Below are 22,133 nucleotides of genomic sequence, written 5' to 3'. Positions count from 1 at the left end.
GCGGCTAGCCGCCGCACCGGGTCCGTGAGGAGGAAAGGCCTTGAAAGACTTGCTCAATCTGTTGAAAAACCAGGGTCAAATCGAGGAGTTCGATGCCATCCGTATTGGTCTGGCCTCGCCCGAGATGATTCGTTCCTGGTCGTTCGGCGAAGTTAAGAAGCCGGAGACCATCAACTACCGTACCTTCAAGCCGGAGCGCGATGGCCTGTTCTGCGCCAAGATCTTCGGCCCGGTGAAGGACTACGAGTGCCTGTGCGGTAAGTACAAGCGCCTGAAGCACCGCGGTGTGATCTGCGAGAAGTGCGGCGTCGAAGTCGCCCTGGCCAAGGTGCGCCGCGAGCGCATGGGCCACATCGAGCTGGCCTCGCCGGTCGCCCACATCTGGTTCCTGAAGTCCCTGCCGTCCCGTATCGGCCTGCTGCTGGACATGACCCTGCGTGACATCGAGCGCGTGCTCTATTTCGAGAGCTACGTGGTGATCGACCCGGGCATGACCACCCTGGAGAAGGGCCAGCTGCTGAACGACGAGCAGTACTTCGAAGCCCTCGAAGAGTTCGGTGACGACTTCGACGCGCGCATGGGCGCCGAGGCCGTTCGCGAGCTGCTCAACCAGATCGACCTGGAGCACGAGATCGGCCGCCTGCGCGAAGAGATTCCGCAGACCAACTCGGAAACCAAGATCAAGAAGCTGTCCAAGCGCCTGAAGCTGATGGAGGCCTTCCAGGGCTCCGGCAACCATCCGGAGTGGATGGTGCTGACCGTCCTGCCGGTGCTGCCGCCGGACCTGCGTCCGCTGGTTCCGCTGGATGGCGGCCGCTTCGCGACTTCGGATCTGAACGATCTGTACCGCCGGGTGATCAACCGTAACAACCGTCTGAAGCGCCTGCTCGACCTGGCCGCTCCGGACATCATCGTGCGCAACGAAAAGCGCATGCTGCAGGAAGCCGTCGACGCCCTGCTGGACAACGGCCGCCGCGGTCGCGCCATCACCGGCTCGAACAAGCGCCCGCTGAAGTCCCTGGCCGACATGATCAAGGGCAAGCAAGGTCGCTTCCGTCAGAACCTGCTCGGCAAGCGCGTGGACTACTCCGGTCGTTCGGTAATCACCGTCGGTCCGACCCTGCGCCTGCACCAGTGCGGCCTGCCGAAGAAGATGGCCCTCGAGCTGTTCAAGCCGTTCATCTTCGGCAAGCTCGAAGCCCGTGGCATGGCCACCACCATCAAGGCCGCGAAGAAGATGGTCGAGCGCGAACTGCCCGAGGTCTGGGACGTTCTCGCCGAAGTCATCCGCGAACACCCCGTGCTGCTGAACCGTGCGCCGACCCTGCACCGTCTGGGTATCCAGGCGTTCGAGCCGGTGCTCATCGAAGGCAAGGCCATCCAGCTGCACCCGCTGGTTTGCGCGGCGTACAACGCCGACTTCGACGGTGACCAGATGGCCGTCCACGTTCCGCTGACCCTCGAGGCCCAGCTGGAAGCGCGCGCGCTGATGATGTCGACCAACAACATCCTCTCGCCCGCCAACGGCGAGCCGATCATCGTGCCGTCGCAGGACGTGGTGATGGGTCTGTACTACATGACCCGTGAAGCCATCAACGCCAAGGGCGAGGGCATGGCCTTCGCCGACCTGCAGGAAGTCGACCGCGCGTACCGCAGCGGCCAGGTGTCCCTGCACGCCCGCGTGAAAGTACGGATCAACGAGAAGATCAAGAACGAAGACGGCAGCCTGACCGCCAACACCCGCATCGTCGACTCCACCGTCGGCCGCGCGCTGCTGTTCCAGGTCGTGCCGGCAGGCCTGCCGTACGACGTGGTCAACCAGCCGATGAAGAAGAAGGCGATCTCCAAGCTGATCAACCACTGCTACCGCGTGGTGGGGCTGAAGGACACCGTCATCTTCGCCGACCAACTGATGTACACCGGCTTCGCCTACTCGACCATCTCCGGCGTCTCGATCGGCGTGAACGACTTCGTCATCCCGGACGAGAAGGCGCGCATCATCAATGCCGCCACCGAGGAAGTGAAGGAGATCGAGACCCAGTACGCCTCCGGCCTGGTAACCCAGGGCGAGAAGTACAACAAGGTGATCGACCTCTGGTCCAAGGCCAACGACGAAGTGTCCAAGGCGATGATGGCCAACCTCTCGAAAGAGAAGGTCATCGACCGCGAGGGCAAGGAAGTCGACCAGGAGTCCTTCAACTCCATGTACATGATGGCGGACTCCGGTGCGCGGGGTTCCGCGGCCCAGATCCGTCAGCTGGCCGGTATGCGTGGCCTGATGGCCAAGCCGGACGGCTCGATCATCGAGACCCCCATCACCGCGAACTTCCGTGAAGGCCTGAACGTACTCCAGTACTTCATCTCCACCCACGGTGCTCGTAAAGGCCTGGCGGATACCGCACTGAAGACCGCGAACTCCGGTTACCTGACCCGTCGCCTGGTCGACGTGGCCCAGGACCTGGTAGTGACCGAGATCGACTGCGGCACCGAGCACGGCCTGCTGATGTCGCCGCACATCGAAGGCGGCGACGTGGTGGAACCGCTGGGCGAGCGCGTGCTCGGCCGTGTGGTCGCGCGCGACGTGTTCAAGCCCGGTGGCGACGACGTCATCGTGCCTGCCGGTACCCTGATCGACGAGAAGTGGGTCGATTTCCTCGAGCAGATGAGCGTCGACGAAGTCCTGGTCCGTTCGCCGATCACCTGCGAAACCCGTCACGGCATCTGCTCCAAGTGCTACGGCCGCGATCTGGCCCGTGGTCACCAGGTGAACATCGGTGAAGCGGTCGGCGTCATCGCCGCGCAGTCGATCGGTGAGCCGGGTACCCAGCTGACCATGCGTACCTTCCACATCGGTGGTGCGGCCAGCCGGACCTCCGCCGTGGACAACGTCCAGGTGAAGAACGGCGGTACCATCCGCCTGCACAACCTGAAGCACGTCGAGCGTGCCGACGGCGCGCTGGTGGCGGTTTCCCGTTCCGGCGAGCTGGCCGTGGCCGACGACTTCGGTCGCGAGCGCGAGCGCTACAAGCTGCCGTACGGAGCCGTGATCTCCGTGAAGGAAGGTGACAAGGTCGACCCGGGCGCCATCGTCGCCAAGTGGGACCCGCACACCCACCCGATCGTCACCGAAGTGGACGGTACCGTTGCCTTCGCCGGCATGGAAGAGAACATCACCGTCAAGCGCCAGACCGACGAACTCACCGGTCTGACCAACATCGAGGTGATGGATCCGAAAGACCGTCCGGCTTCCGGCAAGGACATCCGTCCGGCGGTGAAGCTGATCGACGCCGCAGGCAAGGACCTGCTGCTGCCGGGCACCGACGTGCCGGCACAGTACTTCCTGCCCGCCAACGCCCTGGTCAACCTGACCGACGGCGCCAAGGTGCGCGTGGGTGACGTGGTTGCACGTATCCCGCAGGAAACCTCGAAGACCCGCGACATCACCGGTGGTCTGCCGCGCGTTGCCGACCTGTTCGAGGCTCGTCGTCCGAAAGAGCCTTCGATCCTGGCGGAAATCAGCGGCACCATCTCCTTCGGCAAGGAAACCAAGGGCAAGCGCCGCCTGGTCATCACGCCGAACGACGGTAGCGATCCGTACGAGGAGCTGATTCCGAAGTGGCGTCACCTGAACGTGTTCGAAGGCGAACAGGTGAACCGCGGCGAAGTCATCTCCGACGGCCCGAGCAACCCGCACGACATCCTCCGTCTGCTGGGCGTCAGCTCGCTGGCCAAGTACATCGTCAACGAGATCCAGGACGTGTACCGCCTGCAGGGCGTGAAGATCAACGACAAGCACATCGAGACCATCCTGCGGCAGATGCTGCGCAAGGTCGAAGTGGCCGAGTCGGGCGACTCCTCCTTCATCAAGGGCGACCAGGTCGAACTGGTCCAGGTGCTGGAAGAGAACGAAGTACTGGCCACCGTGGACAAGTTCCCGGCCAAGTACGAGCGCGTCCTGCTGGGTATCACCAAGGCCTCGCTGTCGACCGAGTCGTTCATCTCCGCGGCTTCCTTCCAGGAGACCACCCGCGTCCTCACCGAGGCGGCGGTCACCGGCAAGCGCGACTTCCTGCGCGGCCTGAAGGAAAACGTGGTGGTCGGTCGTCTGATCCCGGCGGGTACCGGCCTTGCCTATCACAGCGAGCGCAAGCGTCAGCGCGAGCTCGGCAAACCGCAGCGCGTGAGCGCCAGCGAAGCCGAAGCAGCACTGGCCGAAGCGCTCAACCTGAGTGGCAATTAAGCCTTGAGCGAAGCCCCGGCTGTCCTGACAGCCGGGGCTTTGTCTTGACGGGGTGCTGGAAGCTCTTTAGTATTTTGTACCCCGAAAATTGGCAGGGCGCATGCTCTGCCATTTCGTTTAAGTGTCGTAAGACAATCAGTGGAGCTATAGATGGCAACTATCAACCAGCTGGTGCGTAAGCCGCGCAAGCGCATGGTCGACAAGAGCGACGTGCCGGCGCTGCAGAACTGCCCGCAACGTCGTGGCGTATGCACCCGCGTATACACCACCACGCCGAAAAAGCCGAACTCGGCACTGCGTAAGGTATGCCGTGTTCGCCTGACCAACGGCTACGAAGTCACTTCGTACATCGGTGGTGAAGGTCACAACCTGCAAGAGCACAGCGTAGTGCTGATCCGTGGCGGTCGTGTAAAGGACCTTCCGGGTGTGCGTTACCACACCGTGCGCGGTTCGCTGGACACCTCGGGTGTCAAAGACCGTAAGCAGGGTCGTTCCAAGTACGGCGCCAAGCGTCCGAAGTAATCGTTTTTTCCTATTTGCTGAGTCGATAAGAGTAAGGTCGGGCGCGTAACTAAAGTGTTGCAGTCCCGGGCTAACCTGAAGACCGTTTGAGGGCTTATCAATGCCAAGACGTCGTGTAGCGGCCAAACGTGAGATCCTGGCCGATCCGAAATACGGAAGCCAGATTCTGGCCAAGTTCATGAACCACGTGATGGAAAGCGGCAAGAAAGCCGTTGCCGAGCGTATCGTTTACGGTGCTCTGGACAAGGTCAAAGAGCGCAGTAAAGGTGACCCCCTGGAACTCTTCGAGAAAGCTCTCGACGCCATCGCTCCGCTGGTCGAAGTGAAGTCCCGCCGTGTCGGCGGTGCTACCTACCAGGTTCCGGTCGAAGTACGTCCGTCCCGTCGTAATGCCCTGGCCATGCGCTGGCTGGTGGACTACGCCCGCAAGCGTGGCGAGAAGTCCATGGCCCTGCGCCTCGCCGGCGAACTGCTGGATGCCGCCGAAGGCAAAGGCGCCGCCGTCAAGAAGCGTGAAGACGTGCACCGTATGGCTGAAGCCAACAAGGCCTTCTCCCACTACCGCTTCTAATCGCGGCTTCCATTCTTTTGCGAGGGCTTTATGGCTCGTACTACAGCAATTAACCGCTACCGGAACATTGGTATCTGCGCCCACGTCGACGCGGGCAAGACCACCACTACCGAGCGGATCCTGTTCTACACAGGTCTCAGCCACAAGATGGGTGAGGTACACGACGGCGCTGCTACCACCGACTGGATGGTGCAGGAGCAGGAGCGTGGTATCACCATCACCTCCGCTGCGATCACGACCTTCTGGGAAGGTTCGCGCGGCCAGTACGACAAGTACCGCGTAAACGTCATCGACACCCCCGGTCACGTAGACTTCACCATTGAAGTCGAGCGCTCCCTGCGCGTACTGGACGGCGCTGTCGTGGTGTTCTGCGGCACCTCCGGCGTTGAGCCGCAGTCCGAAACCGTATGGCGTCAGGCCAACAAGTACGGCGTTCCGCGTATCGTCTACGTGAACAAGATGGACCGCGCCGGCGCCAACTTCCTGCGCGTCGTCGGTCAGATCAAGAACCGCCTGGGCCACACCCCGGTCCCGGTTCAGCTGGCCATCGGTGCAGAAGATGACTTCCAGGGTCAGATCGACCTGATGAAGATGAAGGCCATCTACTGGAACGAAGACGACAAGGGCACCAGCTATCGCGAGGAAGAGATTCCCGCCGAGCTGCTGGACCTGGCCAACGAATGGCGCAACAACATGGTCGAGGCTGCTGCCGAGGCCAACGAAGAGCTGATGAACAAGTACCTGGAAGGCGGCGAGCTGTCGATCGAAGAGATCAAGGCCGGCCTGCGCCAGCGTACCATCGCCTGCGAAATCGTTCCGGCGGTCTGCGGTTCGTCCTTCAAGAACAAGGGCGTGCCCCTGGTTCTGGACGCCGTCATCGACTTCCTGCCTGCTCCGACCGAGATCCCGGCCATCCAGGGCGTCCACCCGGACAGCACCGATGACAACGAGATCCACGACGAGCGTCCGGCTGACGACAACGCTCCGTTCTCCGCTCTGGCGTTCAAGATCGCTACCGACCCGTTCGTCGGTACCCTGACCTTCGTCCGCGTCTACTCGGGCGTTCTGGAGTCCGGCCAGTCGGTCATCAACTCCGTGAAGGGCAAGAAAGAGCGCGTTGGTCGTATGGTGCAGATGCACGCCAACCAGCGTGACGAGATCAAGGAAGTGCGCGCTGGCGACATCGCGGCTCTGATCGGCATGAAGGACGTCACCACCGGTGACACCCTGTGCGACATCGAGAAGCCGATCATCCTCGAGCGCATGGACTTCCCGGAGCCGGTCATCTCGGTCGCTGTCGAGCCGAAGACCAAGGCTGACCAGGAGAAGATGGGCATCGCCCTCGGCAAGCTGGCCCAGGAAGACCCGTCGTTCCGCGTCAAGACCGACGAAGAAACCGGCCAGACCATCATCTCCGGTATGGGTGAGCTGCACCTGGACATCCTCGTCGACCGCATGAAGCGCGAGTTCGGCGTCGAGGCCAACATCGGCAAGCCGCAGGTTTCCTACCGCGAAACCATCTCCAAGGACAACGTCGAGATCGAAGGCAAGTTCGTTCGTCAGTCCGGTGGTCGCGGTCAGTTCGGTCACTGCTGGATCCGCTTCTCGACTCCGGATGTGGACGAGAAGGGCAACATCACCGAAGGCCTGGTGTTCACCAGCGAAGTCGTAGGTGGTGTGGTTCCGAAGGAATACATCCCGGCGATCCAGAAGGGCATCGAAGAGCAGATGAAGAACGGCGTCGTCGCCGGCTATCCGCTCATCGGCCTGAAGGCCACCGTGTTCGATGGTTCCTACCACGACGTCGACTCCAACGAGATGGCGTTCAAGATCGCTGCTTCCATGGCGACCAAGCAGCTGGCCCAGAAGGGCGGCGGCAAGGTGCTCGAGCCGATCATGAAAGTGGAAGTGGTGACTCCTGAGGACTACATGGGCGACGTGATGGGCGACCTGAACCGTCGTCGCGGTCTGATTCAGGGGATGGAAGACTCGGTTTCCGGTAAGGTTATCCGTGCCGAGGTTCCGCTGGGCGAGATGTTCGGTTATGCGACCGACGTACGTTCCATGTCCCAGGGTCGCGCGAGCTACTCCATGGAATTCTCCAAATACGCCGAAGCTCCGTCGAACATCGTCGAAGCGCTGGTTAAAAAACAAGCTTGATTCAGCCCTTTAAGTTAAGAGGTTACTGTCGTGGCTAAGGAAAAATTTGAACGTAACAAACCGCACGTCAACGTTGGCACCATCGGCCACGTCGACCACGGTAAGACCACTCTGACCGCTGCTCTGACCAAGGTCTGCTCCGAGACCTGGGGTGGTTCCGCTCGCGCCTTCGACCAGATCGACAACGCGCCGGAAGAGAAGGCCCGTGGTATCACCATCAACACTTCGCACGTCGAATACGACTCGCCGGTACGCCACTACGCTCACGTAGACTGCCCGGGCCACGCCGACTACGTGAAGAACATGATCACCGGTGCTGCCCAGATGGACGGCGCGATCCTGGTTTGCTCGGCTGCCGACGGCCCCATGCCGCAGACTCGCGAGCACATCCTGCTGTCCCGTCAGGTAGGCGTTCCCTACATCGTCGTGTTCCTGAACAAGGCCGACATGGTTGACGACGCCGAGCTGCTGGAACTGGTCGAGATGGAAGTTCGCGACCTGCTGAACACCTACGACTTCCCGGGCGACGACACTCCGATCGTGATCGGTTCCGCGCTGATGGCCCTGAACGGCCAGGATGACAACGAGATGGGCGTTTCCGCCGTGCGCAAGCTGGTGGAAACCCTGGACTCCTACATCCCCGAGCCGGTTCGTGCCATCGACCAGCCGTTCCTGATGCCGATCGAAGACGTGTTCTCGATCTCCGGCCGCGGCACCGTGGTAACCGGTCGTGTCGAGCGCGGTATCGTCAAGGTCCAGGAAGAAGTGGAAATCGTCGGCATCCGTCCGACCACCAAGACCACCTGCACCGGCGTTGAAATGTTCCGCAAGCTGCTCGACGAAGGTCGTGCTGGCGAGAACGTCGGCGTCCTGCTGCGCGGCACCAAGCGTGAAGACGTAGAGCGTGGCCAGGTTCTGGCCAAGCCGGGCACCATCAAGCCGCACACCAAGTTCGAGTGCGAAGTGTACGTGCTGTCCAAGGAAGAAGGTGGTCGTCACACCCCGTTCTTCAAGGGCTACCGTCCGCAGTTCTACTTCCGTACCACCGACGTGACCGGCAACTGCGAGCTGCCGGAAGGCGTCGAGATGGTAATGCCGGGTGACAACGTCAAGATGACCGTCACCCTGATCGCTCCGATCGCCATGGAAGACGGCCTGCGCTTCGCTATCCGCGAAGGCGGCCGTACCGTTGGCGCCGGCGTGGTTGCCAAGATCATCGAGTAATCGACCGATCTAGCGCATGAGGAAAAGGGGCCCTTCGGGGCCCCTTTTTCGTTGGATTGGTTAAATATTGACACCCTCCAGGGGCATCCGTACAATTGCGCCTCCTTTTAACGGGCGGAGTCCGCCCGTTGGGAATGGCAACTTGGAGTCTGAGGTCAAATGCAAAATCAACAAATCCGTATTCGGTTGAAGGCTTTTGACCATCGCCTGATCGACCAGTCTACCCAGGAAATCGTGGAAACCGCGAAACGTACTGGGGCTCAGGTGCGTGGTCCGATTCCTCTGCCGACCCGCAAGGAACGTTACACCGTGCTGATTTCCCCGCACGTCAACAAGGACGCTCGTGACCAGTACGAAATTCGTACCCACAAGCGTGTGCTCGACATCGTTCAGCCGACCGACAAGACCGTCGACGCGCTGATGAAGCTCGACCTTGCTGCTGGCGTCGAAGTACAGATCAGCCTCGGCTAATGCCTTCGGCATTGGTCGTGTAACGCTCTGAAATGGGCGGCCATAGCGGGTGAAAGCCCCGTACACTAAAGAGGTTCTTAAGATGACAATTGGTGTTGTCGGTCGTAAGTGCGGCATGACCCGCATTTTCACCGAAGATGGTGTCTCCATTCCGGTCACGGTCATTGAGGTCGAGCCGAATCGCGTCACCCAGTTCAAGAACGAAGAGACCGATGGCTATCGCGCTGTGCAGGTAACTGCCGGCGAGCGTCGTGCTTCTCGCGTGACCAAGGCTCAGGCCGGTCACTTTGCCAAGGCGAATGTCGCCGCCGGTCGCGGCGTGTGGGAATTCCGTCTGGGCGAAGAGGAGTTCAAGGCAGGCGATTCCATCTCCGTCGATCTGTTCCAGGCAGGCCAGCTGGTAGACGTTACCGGCGAGTCCAAGGGTAAAGGCTACGCCGGTACCATCAAGCGCTGGAACTTCCGTGGTCAGGACAATACCCACGGTAACTCCGTTTCCCACCGCGTCCCGGGTTCGATCGGCCAGTGCCAGACTCCTGGTCGAGTGTTCAAGGGCAAGAAAATGTCCGGTCACATGGGTGCTGAGCGTGTAACCGTTCAATCCCTTGAGGTCGTGCGTGTCGATGCCGAGCGTAATCTGCTGCTGGTCAAGGGTGCCGTTCCTGGCGCTACCGGCGGTGACGTGCTCGTGCGTCCGGCAGCCAAGGCTCGCGGTTAAGAGGGGAAGCTGAGATGCAACTTAATGTGAACGGCGCTCAGGCTATCGAAGTCTCCGAGCGTACCTTTGGCAGCGAATTCAACGAGACTCTGGTTCACCAGGCAGTCGTCGCCTACATGGCTGGCGGCCGTCAGGGCACCCGTGCTCAGAAGACTCGTTCCGAAGTCTCCGGTGGCGGCAAGAAGCCGTGGCGTCAGAAGGGCACCGGTCGTGCTCGCGCTGGCACCATCCGCAGCCCCATCTGGCGTGGGGGCGGCACCACTTTCGCCGCCAAACCGCAGGATCACTCCCAGAAGCTCAACAAGAAGATGTACCGCGCAGCCCTGCGCTCCATCCTCTCCGAGCTGGTCCGTCTGGACCGCCTGGTTGTCGTTGCCGACTTCGCCGTCGATGCACCGAAAACCAAAGGTCTGGTCAGCAAGCTGGACGGCCTGGGCCTGAAAGACGTGCTGATCGTCACTGATGGCGTTGATGAAAACCTGTACCTGGCTGCGCGCAACCTGGCGCACGTCGATGTACGCGACGTCCAGGGTTCCGACCCGGTCAGCCTGATCGCCTACGACAAGGTGCTCGTCACCGTGTCCGCCGTGAAGAAGTTCGAGGAGCTGCTGGCATGAACCAGGAACGCGTATTCAAAGTGCTGCTGGGCCCGCATGTCTCCGAGAAAGCCACGGGGCTGGCGGACGGCAAGAGCCAATTCGTTTTCAAGGTTGCCACTGATGCAACCAAGCTGGAAATCAAGAAGGCCGTCGAAAGCCTGTTCGGCGTGAAAGTACGTCGCGTCACCACCCTGAACGTTCAGGGCAAGACCAAGCGTACCGTTCGCGGCCTGGGCAAGCGTAACGACTGGAAGAAGGCGTACATCGCCCTTCAGCCCGGCCAAGATCTCGATTTCGCAGCTGGCGCTGAGTAAAGGGGTGCATCATGGCAATCGTTAAATGCAAACCGACTTCCGCTGGTCGTCGCTTCGTCGTCAAGGTCGTGAACCAGAACCTGCACAAGGGTGCTCCGTTCGCTGGCCTGGTCGAGAAGAAGTCCAAGTCGGGCGGCCGTAACAACAACGGTCGTATCACCACCCGTCACATCGGCGGTGGTCACAAGCAGCACTACCGTCTGGTCGACTTCCGCCGCAACAAGGATGGCATCCCTGCCATCGTCGAGCGCGTGGAATATGACCCGAACCGCACTGCGCACATCGCTCTGCTGAAGTACGCGGACGGTGAGCGTCGTTACATCATCGCCCCCAAAGGCGTGGTGGCTGGCGATCAACTGATCTCCGGTATCGGCGCTCCGATCAAGCCCGGCAACAACATGCCGCTGCGCAACATCCCGGTGGGTAGCACCATCCACGGTATCGAGCTGAAGCCGGGCAAAGGCGCCCAGCTGGTTCGCTCCGCTGGCGCCTCGGCCCAGCTGGTAGCCCGTGAAGGCGCTTACGTAACCGTGCGTCTGCGTTCCGGTGAAATGCGTAAAGTCCTGGCTGACTGCCGTGCGACCCTGGGCGAAGTCTCGAACTCCGAGCACAGCCTGCGTTCGCTGGGTAAAGCTGGTGCCAAACGCTGGCGCGGCATTCGCCCGACCGTTCGTGGCGTCGCCATGAACCCGGTCGACCACCCGCATGGTGGTGGTGAAGGTCGTACCTCTGCTGGTCGTCATCCGGTATCGCCGTGGGGTCTTCAGACCAAGGGTAAGAAGACTCGCGCGAACAAGCGTACCGATAACATGATCGTCCGTCGCCGCAAGTAAATAGAGGGATACGACAGTGCCGCGTTCTCTGAAAAAAGGTCCTTTTATCGATCTTCACCTGCTGAAGAAGGTCGAAGTGGCGGTGGAAAAGAACGACCGCAAGCCGATCAAGACCTGGTCGCGTCGTTCGATGATTCTGCCGCATATGGTTGGTCTGACCATCGCTGTCCACAACGGCCGTCAACACGTGCCGGTCCTGGTCAACGAAGACATGGTCGGTCACAAACTCGGCGAGTTCGCTGCTACCCGCACTTATCGTGGGCATGCTGCGGACAAGAAAGCCAAGCGTTAAGGGGTAAGGAAGATGGAAGTAGCCGCTAAGCTGTCGGGCGCTCGTATCTCCGCCCAGAAAGCCCGCTTGGTCGCCGACCAGATCCGCGGGAAGAAGGTGGGCGAAGCGCTCAACCTCCTGGCTTTCAGCAGTAAGAAAGCCGCCGAGATCATGAAGAAAGTGCTGGAGTCGGCTGTTGCCAACGCTGAGCACAACGAAGGCGCCGATGTGGACGACCTGAAGGTCTCCACCGTCTTCGTCAACGAAGGTCGTTCGCTCAAGCGCATCATGCCGCGCGCCAAAGGCCGTGCTGATCGCATCGTCAAGCGGTCTTGCCATATCACTGTCAAGGTTGCGGACAAGTAACGGAGTCGATCAGATGGGTCAGAAAGTACATCCCAATGGCATCCGCCTGGGTATCGTCAAGGAGCACACCTCCGTTTGGTACGCAGATAAGCGCACTTACGCCGATTATCTGTTCGCCGACCTGAAGGTCCGTGAGTACCTCCAAGACAAACTAAAAAGCGCGTCCGTAAGCCGTATCGATATCCATCGCCCGGCTCAAACCGCACGCATCACCATCCACACCGCCCGTCCCGGTATCGTGATCGGCAAGAAAGGTGAAGATGTTGAGAAGCTGCGTCAGGACCTGACCAAGCAAATGGGTGTGCCCGTGCACATCAACATCGAGGAAATCCGCAAGCCGGAACTCGATAGCATGCTGGTTGCGCAGAGCGTAGCTCAGCAGCTGGAACGCCGCGTCATGTTCCGTCGCGCCATGAAGCGCGCCGTGCAGAACGCCATGCGTATTGGTGCCAAGGGCATCAAGATCCAGGTGAGTGGTCGTTTGGGCGGCGCTGAAATTGCTCGTACCGAATGGTATCGCGAAGGTCGTGTGCCCCTGCACACCCTGCGCGCCGATATCGACTATGCCACCTACGAAGCGCACACCACCTACGGTGTGATCGGTGTCAAGGTTTGGATCTTCAAAGGCGAGGTCATCGGTGGCCGCCAGGAAGAGCTCAAGCCGGTAGCGCCCGCTCCTCGTAAAAAAGCTGCTAAGTAAGGAGTACGCAAATGCTGCAACCTAAGCGTACGAAGTTCCGCAAGCAAATGACCGGTCACAACCGTGGCCTGGCTCATCGCGGTAGCAAAGTCAGCTTCGGCGAGTTCGCCCTCAAGGCGACCAGCCGTGGCCGTCTCACCGCGCGTCAGATCGAGTCCGCACGTCGTGCGCTGACCCGTCACGTAAAACGTGGCGGCAAGATCTGGATCCGCGTATTCCCCGACAAGCCGGTTACCAAGAAGCCCCTCGAAGTTCGTATGGGTAAAGGTAAGGGCGGCGTCGAGTACTGGGTAGCCCAGATTCAACCGGGCAAGGTCCTGTACGAGATCGAGGGTGTATCCGAAGAGCTGGCGCGTGAGGCATTCGCCCTGGCTGCTGCAAAGCTGCCGCTCGCCACCTCCTTTGTTAAGCGGACGGTGATGTGATGAAAGCGAATGAACTTCGTGAGAAATCCGTGGAGCAGCTGAACGAGCAACTGCTCGGCCTGCTGCGCGACCAGTTCAATCTGCGTATGCAGAAAGCAACTGGCCAGTTGGCGCAGTCCCACCTGCTCTCGCAGGTGAAGCGCGACATCGCTCGCGTCAAAACTGTGCTCAATCAGCAAGCAGGTAAGTGAACATGGCTGAAGCTCAGAAAACCGTCCGTACGCTGACCGGCCGCGTCGTCAGCGACAAGATGGACAAGACCGTCACCGTTCTGATCGAGCGTCGCGTCAAGCACCCGATCTACGGCAAATACGTGAAGCGTTCGACCAAGCTGCACGCCCACGACGAAACCAATCAGTGCCGCATTGGTGACCTGGTCACCATTCGCGAAACCCGTCCGCTGGCCAAGACCAAGGCCTGGACCCTGGTTGATATCGTCGAGCGCGCAGTGGAAGTCTAAGGGTCGGAGATAGATAATGATTCAGACTCAATCCATGCTCGATGTCGCTGATAACAGCGGCGCGCGTCGCGTAATGTGCATCAAGGTGCTCGGCGGTTCCCACCGTCGCTACGCCGGCATTGGCGACATCATCAAAGTCACCGTCAAGGAAGCGATTCCGCGCGGCAAGGTGAAGAAAGGCCAGGTCATGACTGCCGTGGTCGTTCGCACCAAGCACGGCGTTCGTCGCACCGACGGCTCCATCATCCGCTTCGACGGTAACGCCGCCGTCCTGCTGAACAACAAGCAGGAGCCGATCGGCACCCGTATCTTCGGGCCCGTGACTCGTGAACTTCGTACCGAGAAGTTCATGAAGATCGTCTCGCTCGCCCCTGAAGTGCTGTAAGGAGTAGCCGTCATGCAAAAAATTCGTCGTGACGACGAAGTCATCGTCATTGCCGGCAAGGACAAGGGCAAGCGTGGCAAGGTGCTGAAAGTTCTCGCTGACGACCGTCTGGTCGTCGGCGGTGTGAACCTGATCAAGCGCCACACCAAGCCCAACCCCATGCTCAACCAGCAAGGCGGGATCGTCGAGAAGGAGGCGCCTCTGCACGTCTCCAACGTCGCCATCTTCAACCCGGAAACCAGCAAGGCTGACCGCGTTGGCTTCAAGGTAGAAGACGGTAAGAAGGTTCGTGTCTTCAAGTCGACCCAGAAACCGGTCCAGGCTTGAGGGAGTAGGTAGATACCATGGCACGATTGAAAGAACTGTACCGGAAGGAAATCGCGCCCAAGCTGAAGCAAGAGCTTCAGCTGGCGAACGTGATGGAAGTTCCGCGCGTTACCAAAATCACCCTGAACATGGGTCTTGGCGAAGCTGTCGGTGACAAGAAAGTCATCGAGAGCGCCGTGGCCGATCTGGAAAAGATCGCAGGCCAGAAGCCGGTCGTGACTTACGCTCGTAAGTCCATCGCCGGCTTCAAGATCCGTGAAGGCTGGCCGATCGGCGTGAAGGTCACCCTGCGTGGCGACCGCATGTACGAATTCCTGGACCGCCTGCTCTCCATCTCCCTGCCGCGCGTGCGTGACTTCCGCGGCCTGAATGCCAAGTCCTTCGATGGCCGCGGCAACTACAGCATGGGCGTGAAAGAGCAGATCATCTTCCCGGAAATCGATTACGACAAGATCGATGCTCTGCGCGGCATGGACATCACTCTGACCACCACCGCCCGTACGGACGATGAAGGTCGCGCTCTGCTGCGCGCCTTCAACTTCCCGTTCCGCAACTGATTGGAGTAGGAACATGGCCAAAGAGAGCATGAAAAACCGTGAGCTGAAGCGTCAGCGCACGGTCGCCAAGTACGCCCAGAAGCGTGCCGAGCTGAAAGCGATCATCGCTAATCCGAACTCCTCCCAGGAAGAGCGTTGGAATGCGCAGGTCGCCCTGCAGAAGCAACCGCGTGACGCGAGCGCCAGCCGCCTGCGTAACCGTTGCCGCCTGACCGGTCGTCCGCACGGCTTCTACCGCAAGTTCGGCCTGAGCCGTAACAAGCTGCGTGAAGCCGCCATGCGCGGCGACGTACCGGGCCTGGTGAAAGCCAGCTGGTAAGTCGGTCGAGACGGGGCCGGCAATGGCTCCGTTGATCGCTTTGCGAAGCAAGCCCCCTCGTGGGGCTTGATTCGTTTTTGAGCGGTCTCTAGAATACCCGGCTCCCCTGAGCCTGGGTTTTTCTCACCCTGCGTTTTGAGGGTGAGTATCGTTGAAGGCTTATCTTTTGTATCAGGAGCATTAAGCCCATGAGTATGCAGGACCCGTTAGCAGACATGCTAACTCGCATCCGTAATGCCCAGATGGCTGAGAAGACCGTCGTGAGCATGCCGTCTTCCAAGCTGAAGGCGGCAGTAGCCAAAGTCCTCAAGGACGAAGGTTACATTGCGGACTATCAGGTCAGCGCCGAGGCCAAGCCTCAGCTGTCCATCGAGCTGAAGTACTTCGAAGGCAAACCCGTCATCGAAGAAGTGAAGCGAATCAGCCGTCCTGGCCTGCGCCAGTACAAGTCCGTAGATCAGCTGCCGAAAGTTCGCGGTGGTCTGGGTGTGTCGATCGTCTCCACCAACAAAGGTGTGATGACCGACCGCGCAGCCCGTGCCGCTGGCGTTGGTGGCGAAGTGCTCTGCACTGTGTTCTAAGGGGAATCAGCATGTCTCGCGTTGCTAAGAACCCCGTCAAGCTGCCCGCCGGCGTCGAAATCAAGCTGGCTGGTCAGGAACTCTCGGTCAAGGGCTCCAAAGGCTCCCTCGAGCTGAAAGTCCACCCGTCCGTAGAAGTCATCCAGGACAACGGTGAGCTGCGTTTCGCCGCCCGTAACGGCGACCAGCAGACCCGTGCCATGGCCGGTACCACCCGCGCCCTGGTCAACAACATGGTGATCGGCGTCAGCCAGGGCTTCGAGCGCAAGCTCCAGCTGGTCGGCGTTGGTTACAAGGCGCAGGCCAAAGGCCAAGTGCTGTCCCTGGCCCTCGGCTTCTCCCACCCGGTCGATTACGAACTGCCCGCCGGCATCGTCGCCGAAACCCCCAGCCAGACCGATATCCTGATCAAGGGCATCGACAAGCAGCTGGTCGGCCAGGTTGCCGCGGAGATCCGCGATTTCCGTCCGCCGGAGCCGTACAAAGGCAAGGGCGTGCGGTATTCGGACGAAGTCGTACTTCGTAAAGAAGCCAAGAAGAAGTAGGGCATAGCAAATGAGCGTCAAGAAAGAAACCCGTCTGCGTCGCGCTCGCAAGGCACGCCTGAAGATGCGCGAGCTGGAAGCCGTACGCCTTTGCGTGTACCGCTCCTCCCAGCACATTTACGCCCAGGTCATCGCGGCCGACGGCGGCAAGGTCCTGGCCAGCGCCTCGACCCTGGACAAGGAACTGCGCGAAGGTGCCACCGGCAACGTCGACGCAGCCAAGAAAGTTGGTCAACTGGTCGCCGAACGCGCCAAGGCTGCCGGCGTCACTCAGGTGGCGTTCGACCGTTCTGGCTTCAAGTACCACGGCCGCATCAAGGCCCTGGCTGATGCCGCTCGCGAAGGCGGTCTGGAGTTCTAAGTTATGGCAAACAACGATCAAAAGCGCGACGAAGGCTACATCGAGAAGCTGGTTCAAGTTAACCGCGTCGCCAAAACCGTAAAAGGTGGCCGTATCTTCGCCTTCACCGCGCTGACCGTGGTTGGCGATGGCAAGGGCCGTGTTGGCTTCGGTCGTGGCAAGGCGCGTGAAGTGCCGGCCGCCATCCAGAAGGCCATGGAAGCTGCTCGCCGCAACATGATCCAGGTGGATCTGAACGGCACCACCCTGCAGTACCCGACCAAGTCCGCCCATGGCGCCTCCAAGGTGTACATGCAGCCGGCTTCCGAAGGTACCGGCATCATCGCCGGCGGCGCCATGCGTGCCGTCCTGGAAGTGGCCGGTGTGCAGAACGTTCTGGCCAAGTGCTACGGTTCGACCAACCCGGTCAACGTGGTATACGCCACCTTCAAGGGCCTGAAGAACATGCAGTCCCCTGAGTCGGTAGCGGCCAAGCGTGGCAAGAGCGTCGAGGAGATTCTCTAACCATGGCAACTGTCAAAGTTACCCTGATCAAAAGCCTGAACGGCCGTCTGGCCAATCACAAGGCCTGCGTCAAAGGCCTGGGCCTGCGTCGCATCAATCATACCGTCGAAGTTCAGGACACTCCTGAGAACCGCGGCATGATCAACAAGGCCTACTACCTGCTGCGTGTGGAGGGTTAATCCATGCAACTGAACGATCTGCGTTCCGCGCCGGGTGCCCGTCGCGAGAAGCTGCGTCCGGGCCGTGGCATCGGTAGCGGTCTGGGCAAGACCGGTGGCCGTGGTCACAAAGGTCAGACCTCTCGCTCCGGCGGCACCATCGCTCCGGGCTTCGAGGGTGGCCAGCAGCCGCTGCACCGTCGTCTGCCGAAGTTCGGCTTCAAGTCCCTGAAAGCCCTGGATCGCGCCGAGGTTCGTACCTCCGAGCTGGCCAAGGTCGAAGGCGAAGTCGTCACCGTGCAGGCCCTGAAGGATGCCAACGTGATCAACCGCAACGTACAGCGCGTCAAAGTCGTGCTGTCCGGTGAAGTTGCCCGCGCGGTCACCCTGAAAGGCATCGGCGCCACCAAGGGCGCTCGTGCGGCTATCGAAGCAGCTGGCGGCAAAATCGAGGACTAAATGGCTAAGCAAGGTGCTCTCTCTGCGCTGAGCAACGGTGGCGGTCTGTCCGAGCTCTGGGCACGTCTGCGTTTCCTGTTCCTGGCGATCATCGTCTATCGGATAGGTGCGCACATCCCGGTTCCGGGCATCAACCCCGATCGCTTGGCGGCACTGTTCCGGCAGAACGAGGGGACCATTCTTAGCCTCTTCAACATGTTTTCCGGCGGCGCGCTGGAGCGCATGAGTATCTTTGCACTGGGGATCATGCCGTACATCTCGGCGTCGATCATCATGCAGCTCATGACCGCTATCAGCCCGCAGCTGGAGCAGTTGAAGAAAGAGGGTGAGTCTGGGCGTCGCAAGATCAGCCAGTACACCCGCTACGCAACGCTCGTCCTGGCGCTCGTCCAGGCCATCGGCATGGCCGTTGGTCTGGGCAGTCAGGGCGTGGCCTTCTCCAATGACTTCGGCTTCTACTTCGTGGCAGTCACCACCTTCGTGGCGGGTGCGCTGTTCATGATGTGGCTGGGCGAGCAGATCACCGAGCGGGGCGTCGGCAATGGTATCTCCATGCTGATCTTCTCCGGGATCGTCGCCGGCCTGCCGCGCGCCATCGGGCAGTCCTTCGAGTCCGCCCGTCAAGGTGACATCAACATCTTCGCCCTGATCGCCGTAGGCCTGCTGGCCGTCGCGATCATCGCGTTCGTGGTGTTCATCGAGCGCGGTCAGCGCCGCATCGCCGTGCATTACGCCAAGCGCCAGCAAGGTCGCAAGGTGTTTGCCGCGCAGACCAGCCATCTGCCGCTGAAAGTGAACATGGCGGGCGTGATCCCGGCCATCTTCGCCAGCAGCATCCTGCTGTTCCCGGCGTCCCTGGGCGCCTGGTTCGGTCAGTCGGAGGGCCTGGGTTGGCTGCAGGACGTCGCGCAAGCGATCGCTCCGGGGCAGCCGCTGAACATTCTGCTGTTTAGTGCAGGGATCATCTTCTTCTGCTTCTTCTATACAGCGCTGATGTTCAATCCCAAGGACGTGGCGGAAAACCTCAAGAAGTCCGGTGCATTTATTCCGGGTATTCGTCCGGGCGAACAGTCCGCTCGCTACATCGATGGCGTGCTGACCCGTTTGACCATGTTCGGTGCCCTGTACATGACGGCGGTGTGCCTGTTGCCCCAGTTCCTGGTGGTGGCTGCCCACGTTCCGTTCTACCTCGGCGGGACCTCGTTGCTGATCGTGGTCGTGGTTGTGATGGACTTTATGGCCCAAGTACAATCGCACCTCGTTTCTCACCAGTACGAATCCCTCATGAAGAAAGCCAACCTGAAGGGTTATGGCGGCAGCAGCATGCTGCGCTGACCGGCCCGTAAGGTTAGTAGGAGTCACTGATGAAAGTTCGTGCATCGGTTAAGAAGCTGTGCCGCAACTGCAAGATCATCCGTCGCGAAGGCGTCGTTCGCGTGATCTGCAGCGCGGAGCCGCGTCACAAGCAGCGCCAAGGCTGAGTGTGATCCACGCGTTATAGCCCGGCAGCTAGTGCGCTGCCGGGTTGATTATTTGTTATTACAGCGCTAATATCCGCGCCCTTTCTTGGCTTCCTGGGCGCCGGGTAGCTGTCAATTGGAGTTTTTCTGAATGGCCCGTATTGCAGGCGTAAACATTCCGGATAACAAGCACACTGTTATCTCGCTGACCTACATCTATGGTGTAGGTCGCACCACCGCACAGAGCATCTGCGCTGCCACGGGCATCAGCCCGGTAGTGAAGATCAAGGACCTGAGCGAAGAGCAGATCGATTCGCTGCGCAACGAGGTGGCCAAGCTGACCACCGAAGGTGACCTGCGCCGCGAAATCAACATGAACATCAAGCGTCTGATGGACCTCGGTTGCTACCGCGGTCTGCGTCATCGTCGCGGTCTGCCGGTTCGCGGTCAGCGTACCAAGACCAACGCGCGCACCCGCAAGGGCCCGCGTAAGCCGATCCGCAAGTAATCGCTTAGGAATATAGTCATGGCAAAACCTGCTGCTCGTCCTCGCAAGAAAGTCAAAAAGACGGTGGTCGACGGGATCGCGCATATCCACGCGTCCTTCAACAACACCATCGTTACCATCACCGACCGTCAGGGCAACGCCCTGTCCTGGGCCACTTCCGGTGGTTCGGGCTTCCGCGGCTCGCGTAAGAGCACCCCGTTCGCTGCCCAGGTAGCGGCCGAGCGTGCCGGCCAGGCTGCTCTGGAATACGGTCTGAAGAACCTTGACGTCAACGTCAAAGGCCCGGGCCCGGGTCGCGAATCGGCTGTTCGTGCGCTGAATGCCTGCGGTTACAAGATCGCCAGCATCACCGACGTAACCCCGATCCCGCACAACGGCTGCCGCCCGCCGAAAAAGCGTCGCGTGTAATAGGAGACAGTGAGAAATGGCTCGTTACATTGGTCCCAAATGCAAACTGTCTCGCCGTGAAGGCACCGACCTGTTCCTGAAGAGCGGCGCTCGCGCGCTCGACTCCAAGTGCAAGGCCGAACAGGTTCCTGGCCAGCACGGCGCTCGCCGTGGCCGTCTGTCCGACTACGGTCTGCAGCTGCGTGAGAAGCAGAAAGTCCGCCGCATCTACGGCGTGCTGGAGCGTCAGTTCCGTGGCTACTACCAAGAGGCTTCCCGCCGCAAGGGCTCCACTGGTGAGAACCTGCTGCAACTGCTGGAATGCCGTCTGGACAACGTCGTCTATCGTATGGGCTTCGGTTCCACCCGTTCGGAATCCCGTCAGCTGGTGTCCCACAAGACCATCAGCGTGAACGGTCAGACCGTCAACATCCCGTCCTATCAGGTGAAGGCCGGCGACGTCGTTGCTGTTCGCGAGAAATCGAAGAACCAGCTGCGTATCGCTCAAGCCCTCGAACTGTGCGCCCAGCGCGGTCGCGTTGAGTGGGTCGAAGTGGACACCGACAAGAAGGCCGGTACCTTCAAGAGCGTTCCGGCTCGTGCCGACCTGTCCGCCGACATCAACGAAAACCTGATTGTCGAGCTCTACTCCAAGTAAGGGCTAGAAAATAGGTGCATCCATGCAGAGTTCGGTAAATGAGTTCCTGACCCCCCGCCACATCGATGTGCAGGTGGTCAGCCAAACCCGCGCCAAGATCACGCTCGAGCCTCTCGAGCGTGGCTTCGGCCATACCCTGGGCAACGCGCTGCGTCGCATCCTGTTGTCCTCCATGCCTGGCTGTGCAGTGGTCGAGGCCGAGATCGACGGCGTACTCCACGAGTACTCGGCGATCGAAGGTGTTCAGGAAGACGTCATCGAAATCCTGCTCAACCTGAAAGGTCTGGCCATCAAGCTGCACGGCCGTGACGAAGTGACGCTGACCCTGGCGAAAAAGGGCTCGGGTGTGGTGACCGCTGCCGATATTCAGCTGGATCATGATGTCGAGATCGTCAACGGTGACCATGTTATCGCCCACCTGGCCGATAACGGCGCGCTGAACATGAAGCTGAAAGTCGCTCGTGGTCGTGGCTACGAGCCGGCTGATGCCCGCTCGAGCGATGAAGACGAAAGCCGCAGCATCGGCCGTCTGCAGCTCGACGCCTCGTTCAGCCCCGTACGTCGTGTTGCCTACGTGGTCGAGAACGCCCGTGTCGAACAGCGTACCAACCTGGACAAGCTGGTCCTCGATCTGGAAACCAACGGCACCCTGGACCCTGAAGAGGCTATCCGTCGCGCCGCTACCATCCTGCAACAGCAGCTGGCAGCGTTCGTGGACCTCAAGGGCGACAGCGAACCCGTCGTTGAAGAGCAGGAAGACGAGATCGATCCGATCCTGCTGCGTCCGGTCGATGACCTGGAGCTGACCGTTCGTTCGGCCAACTGCCTGAAGGCGGAGAACATCTACTACATCGGTGACCTGATCCAGCGCACCGAAGTAGAGCTGCTGAAAACTCCGAACCTGGGCAAGAAGTCCCTGACCGAAATCAAGGACGTTCTGGCCTCTCGCGGTCTGTCCCTCGGTATGCGCCTCGACAACTGGCCGCCGGCAAGTCTTAAGAAAGACGACAAGGCTACTGCCTGATCGTCGTAGCTACCGAACGTAAAGTT

32 protein-coding genes are annotated in these 22,133 nt (G+C 60.4%); all 32 read left to right on the top strand.

The annotated features are described in order from the left end of the window. Positions 1–40 precede the first annotated feature (40 nt). The 32 genes from rpoC to PM1_RS26830 all read left to right on the top strand — a co-directional run bounded on the left by rpoC (position 41) and on the right by PM1_RS26830 (position 22,107). The gene (gene rpoC, locus PM1_RS26985) at positions 41–4,240 is read left to right on the top strand and encodes a DNA-directed RNA polymerase subunit beta' (protein ID WP_009617128.1); all 4,200 of its coding nucleotides are present in this window, start codon (positions 41–43) and stop codon (positions 4,238–4,240) included. A 150-nt stretch (positions 4,241–4,390) separates the two neighbouring features. Further along, positions 4,391–4,762, top strand: coding sequence for a 30S ribosomal protein S12 (gene rpsL, locus PM1_RS26980; RefSeq protein ID WP_009617130.1), 372 nt, complete (start codon positions 4,391–4,393; stop codon positions 4,760–4,762). A gap of 100 nt (positions 4,763–4,862) precedes the next feature. Then, on the top strand, positions 4,863–5,333 hold the full coding sequence (rpsG, locus tag PM1_RS26975; protein WP_009617132.1) for a 30S ribosomal protein S7: 471 nt from the start codon (positions 4,863–4,865) through the stop codon (positions 5,331–5,333). Positions 5,334–5,363: 30 nt separating this feature from the next. Next, positions 5,364–7,493, top strand: a complete 2,130-nt coding sequence (gene fusA / locus PM1_RS26970; RefSeq protein ID WP_009617134.1) for an elongation factor G — start codon at positions 5,364–5,366, stop codon at positions 7,491–7,493. A gap of 30 nt (positions 7,494–7,523) precedes the next feature. Beyond that, positions 7,524–8,717 (top strand): elongation factor Tu, encoded by a 1,194-nt coding sequence (gene tuf, locus PM1_RS26965; RefSeq protein WP_009617114.1) that lies wholly within the window; start codon positions 7,524–7,526, stop codon positions 8,715–8,717. A gap of 159 nt (positions 8,718–8,876) precedes the next feature. Next, the gene (gene rpsJ / locus PM1_RS26960; RefSeq protein WP_003243886.1) at positions 8,877–9,188 is read left to right on the top strand and encodes a 30S ribosomal protein S10; all 312 of its coding nucleotides are present in this window, start codon (positions 8,877–8,879) and stop codon (positions 9,186–9,188) included. 82 nt (positions 9,189–9,270) lie between these two features. Next, positions 9,271–9,906, top strand: a complete 636-nt coding sequence (rplC, locus tag PM1_RS26955; protein ID WP_009617147.1) for a 50S ribosomal protein L3 — start codon at positions 9,271–9,273, stop codon at positions 9,904–9,906. 14 nt (positions 9,907–9,920) lie between these two features. Further along, complete coding sequence (gene rplD / locus PM1_RS26950; RefSeq protein ID WP_009617148.1) at positions 9,921–10,523, top strand: 50S ribosomal protein L4; 603 nt, start codon at positions 9,921–9,923, stop codon at positions 10,521–10,523. Further along, on the top strand, positions 10,520–10,819 hold the full coding sequence (gene rplW / locus PM1_RS26945) for a 50S ribosomal protein L23 (protein WP_009617150.1): 300 nt from the start codon (positions 10,520–10,522) through the stop codon (positions 10,817–10,819). Before rplD ends, rplW begins: the two co-directional genes overlap by 4 nt. 11 nt (positions 10,820–10,830) lie before the next feature. Next, positions 10,831–11,652: a 50S ribosomal protein L2 gene (rplB, locus tag PM1_RS26940; protein ID WP_009617152.1), complete on the top strand. Its 822-nt coding sequence runs from the start codon at positions 10,831–10,833 to the stop codon at positions 11,650–11,652. Between the two features lie 16 nt (positions 11,653–11,668). After that, entirely contained in the window at positions 11,669–11,944 is a 276-nt protein-coding gene (gene rpsS, locus PM1_RS26935; protein ID WP_003093734.1) for a 30S ribosomal protein S19, read from the top strand. Positions 11,945–11,956: 12 nt separating this feature from the next. Beyond that, entirely contained in the window at positions 11,957–12,289 is a 333-nt protein-coding gene (gene rplV, locus PM1_RS26930) for a 50S ribosomal protein L22 (protein ID WP_003103908.1), read from the top strand. Between the two features lie 13 nt (positions 12,290–12,302). Next, entirely contained in the window at positions 12,303–12,989 is a 687-nt protein-coding gene (gene rpsC, locus PM1_RS26925; protein WP_009617162.1) for a 30S ribosomal protein S3, read from the top strand. 11 nt (positions 12,990–13,000) lie between these two features. Next, on the top strand, positions 13,001–13,414 hold the full coding sequence (gene rplP, locus PM1_RS26920) for a 50S ribosomal protein L16 (RefSeq protein ID WP_009617163.1): 414 nt from the start codon (positions 13,001–13,003) through the stop codon (positions 13,412–13,414). Then, positions 13,414–13,605, top strand: a complete 192-nt coding sequence (rpmC, locus tag PM1_RS26915) for a 50S ribosomal protein L29 (protein ID WP_009617164.1) — start codon at positions 13,414–13,416, stop codon at positions 13,603–13,605. Before rplP ends, rpmC begins: the two co-directional genes overlap by 1 nt. A 2-nt stretch (positions 13,606–13,607) precedes the next feature. After that, on the top strand, positions 13,608–13,874 hold the full coding sequence (gene rpsQ, locus PM1_RS26910) for a 30S ribosomal protein S17 (RefSeq protein ID WP_009617165.1): 267 nt from the start codon (positions 13,608–13,610) through the stop codon (positions 13,872–13,874). Between the two features lie 16 nt (positions 13,875–13,890). Beyond that, positions 13,891–14,259, top strand: a complete 369-nt coding sequence (gene rplN / locus PM1_RS26905) for a 50S ribosomal protein L14 (RefSeq protein WP_003093714.1) — start codon at positions 13,891–13,893, stop codon at positions 14,257–14,259. Positions 14,260–14,271: 12 nt separating this feature from the next. Further along, complete coding sequence (rplX, locus tag PM1_RS26900) at positions 14,272–14,586, top strand: 50S ribosomal protein L24 (protein ID WP_009617167.1); 315 nt, start codon at positions 14,272–14,274, stop codon at positions 14,584–14,586. A 17-nt stretch (positions 14,587–14,603) separates the two neighbouring features. Further along, a complete protein-coding gene (gene rplE, locus PM1_RS26895; RefSeq protein ID WP_009617168.1) occupies positions 14,604–15,143 on the top strand; it encodes a 50S ribosomal protein L5 in 540 nt (179 codons plus the stop codon). Between the two features lie 13 nt (positions 15,144–15,156). After that, on the top strand, positions 15,157–15,462 hold the full coding sequence (gene rpsN, locus PM1_RS26890; RefSeq protein WP_009617169.1) for a 30S ribosomal protein S14: 306 nt from the start codon (positions 15,157–15,159) through the stop codon (positions 15,460–15,462). A 188-nt stretch (positions 15,463–15,650) separates the two neighbouring features. After that, positions 15,651–16,043: a 30S ribosomal protein S8 gene (gene rpsH, locus PM1_RS26885; protein WP_009617170.1), complete on the top strand. Its 393-nt coding sequence runs from the start codon at positions 15,651–15,653 to the stop codon at positions 16,041–16,043. Between the two features lie 11 nt (positions 16,044–16,054). Continuing rightward, the gene (gene rplF / locus PM1_RS26880; RefSeq protein WP_009617171.1) at positions 16,055–16,588 is read left to right on the top strand and encodes a 50S ribosomal protein L6; all 534 of its coding nucleotides are present in this window, start codon (positions 16,055–16,057) and stop codon (positions 16,586–16,588) included. A gap of 10 nt (positions 16,589–16,598) precedes the next feature. Beyond that, positions 16,599–16,949, top strand: coding sequence for a 50S ribosomal protein L18 (gene rplR, locus PM1_RS26875; RefSeq protein WP_009617172.1), 351 nt, complete (start codon positions 16,599–16,601; stop codon positions 16,947–16,949). Positions 16,950–16,952: 3 nt separating this feature from the next. Next, entirely contained in the window at positions 16,953–17,453 is a 501-nt protein-coding gene (gene rpsE, locus PM1_RS26870) for a 30S ribosomal protein S5 (RefSeq protein WP_009617173.1), read from the top strand. Between the two features lie 2 nt (positions 17,454–17,455). After that, a complete protein-coding gene (rpmD, locus tag PM1_RS26865) occupies positions 17,456–17,632 on the top strand; it encodes a 50S ribosomal protein L30 (RefSeq protein WP_009617174.1) in 177 nt (58 codons plus the stop codon). 3 nt (positions 17,633–17,635) lie between these two features. Next, positions 17,636–18,070 (top strand): 50S ribosomal protein L15, encoded by a 435-nt coding sequence (gene rplO / locus PM1_RS26860; protein ID WP_009617175.1) that lies wholly within the window; start codon positions 17,636–17,638, stop codon positions 18,068–18,070. After that, positions 18,071–19,405, top strand: a complete 1,335-nt coding sequence (gene secY / locus PM1_RS26855; protein ID WP_009617177.1) for a preprotein translocase subunit SecY — start codon at positions 18,071–18,073, stop codon at positions 19,403–19,405. Positions 19,406–19,434: 29 nt separating this feature from the next. Continuing rightward, positions 19,435–19,551 carry a 50S ribosomal protein L36 gene (gene rpmJ / locus PM1_RS26850; protein ID WP_002555468.1) on the top strand — a complete coding sequence of 39 codons (117 nt, stop codon included), beginning with the start codon at positions 19,435–19,437 and terminating at the stop codon, positions 19,549–19,551. A gap of 130 nt (positions 19,552–19,681) precedes the next feature. After that, on the top strand, positions 19,682–20,038 hold the full coding sequence (gene rpsM, locus PM1_RS26845) for a 30S ribosomal protein S13 (RefSeq protein ID WP_009617178.1): 357 nt from the start codon (positions 19,682–19,684) through the stop codon (positions 20,036–20,038). A gap of 18 nt (positions 20,039–20,056) precedes the next feature. Next, positions 20,057–20,446, top strand: coding sequence for a 30S ribosomal protein S11 (gene rpsK, locus PM1_RS26840; protein ID WP_003093689.1), 390 nt, complete (start codon positions 20,057–20,059; stop codon positions 20,444–20,446). A gap of 16 nt (positions 20,447–20,462) precedes the next feature. Then, entirely contained in the window at positions 20,463–21,083 is a 621-nt protein-coding gene (rpsD, locus tag PM1_RS26835) for a 30S ribosomal protein S4 (protein ID WP_009617181.1), read from the top strand. A gap of 22 nt (positions 21,084–21,105) precedes the next feature. Next, positions 21,106–22,107, top strand: a complete 1,002-nt coding sequence (locus PM1_RS26830) for a DNA-directed RNA polymerase subunit alpha (RefSeq protein ID WP_009617182.1) — start codon at positions 21,106–21,108, stop codon at positions 22,105–22,107. The last annotated feature ends 26 nt before the right edge of the window (positions 22,108–22,133 follow it).

It is taken from the genome of Pseudomonas sp. M1 (genome assembly GCF_022760135.1).
Classification (GTDB): Bacteria; Pseudomonadota; Gammaproteobacteria; order Pseudomonadales; family Pseudomonadaceae; genus Pseudomonas; species Pseudomonas citronellolis.
The sequence above is the reverse complement of the archived record's forward strand: the minus strand, read 5'-3'. Positions and strand labels throughout refer to the sequence as shown.